The organism is Polaromonas sp. P1_E1_2, from assembly GCF_056406035.1.
The window spans coordinates 1-1,477 of sequence record NZ_JBFUAZ010000812.1 but is presented as its reverse complement, the minus strand read 5'-3'; the positions used below and the strand labels follow the sequence as shown (position 1 = coordinate 1,477).

1 protein-coding gene is annotated in these 1,477 nt (G+C 54.6%); it reads right to left on the bottom strand.

Annotated features, from left to right (window positions below):
- Positions 1-1,477, bottom strand: a 1,477-nt coding sequence (locus tag AC1D1P_RS23155) for an adenylate/guanylate cyclase domain-containing protein (RefSeq protein WP_477674610.1), incomplete at both ends; no start/stop codon positions are given.

Here is a 1,477-nt window from a genome sequence, read left to right as displayed (position 1 = left end):
GATGTAAATTGAGCAATTGCACATCGCATTGATCCCAATCCTGCGCGCGATAAGCTTTTAACGCCATTCCCCAGGTTTTCAGCTCAGCCGCAATGTCCTTGTCGATCTGGTCTACCGGCACCAACGGCCAGAAAATGGAAACCGCCTGATCTTTGCCCTTCACGCGAACCTTGTCGAGTTCCTGCCATGCAAAATCATTCGCCTGCTTTCGGGTTGACTCGCTGACCACGATATCCACTCCGTAGGTTTTTGAGAGCCCCTCCAGACGCGAACCCAGATTCACGGAATCGCCAATCACGGTGTAACTGCGGCGGATATCCGAACCCATGTCACCCACACACATCGTGCCCGTATTGACACCGATACCTATGCCAATCTCGGGTAAACCCTTGATCTTGTGTTCCTCGTTGATCTTCTTGACTGCATTCGACATCTCAAGTGCCGTTTTGACTGCAAGACCAGCATGATCTGGCGTGTCGACAGGGGCCCCCCAAAAAGCCATCACGCAGTCACCCATGTATTTGTCAATGGTGCCGCGATTGCTGCGAATCAGGTCTGTCAGCCGGCTGAAAACACTGTTTAGCAAAGCCTGTAGTTGGGTAGGCTCCATCGACTCCGACATTTTGGTGAACCCGCGCATGTCGCAAAACATGACCGTCAGCTCCTTGGTCGTTGCCTTCATGCTGTAGCTGTCGGGATCTTTCACCATCTCGTCAACCAGTTCGGGGGGTACATAGGTGCCGAACAGATGGGCCAACTCACGCTTGGATCGGCTTTCCACGAAATATCCATAACTCATGTTCAACGCAAATGCGGTCAAAGCCATAACCAGCGCACTGGCCAACGGCAGCACAAGACCGTAACCAGAATAAAGCCAGAAATTCAAGCCGGCTATGGCGGCAATCACCGCCAAGCTGACCAGCACCGCACGGGAAGCCGAAAGCAGGGGCAGTGCAAAGGCCAGCGTCAGCCCCGAAAAAAGCAGGATGACCACCTCAAATCCGATGGCGTAGTCCGGCTTGACGAATACCTTCCCGTCAAGGAAACCGGAGATGACATTGGCATGCGTTTCCACCCCCGGATAGGTTTCCCCTACCGGAGTCACTCTCAAATCGAGCAGGCCGGGCGCTGTGGTGCCGACCAGGATGATCTTATCCTTGAGCGTGCCAGGCGCAAGGCGTTTGGCCAGGACATCCGCTGCGGAGATATACCGAAACGAGCCGCCGTTCGCACCACCATTACCCCTGAAGGGCACCAAAGTGGCTACGCGATCATCGACCGGAATCGCCAGGGTTTTGTTGCCTTGCTTAAGCAGAATGCTTTCCAGCCCTTGATAGTTCCGGGTCAGGAATTTTTCCTGCGGAAAACCAGGCTCGACCTTGGGCAAACCCGCAAGCATGCGAAACATGGCGAGCGCCAATGACTCGTAGTACTGCCCCTTGAACTCCGCCAGCAAGGGAATAGAGCGCACCACACC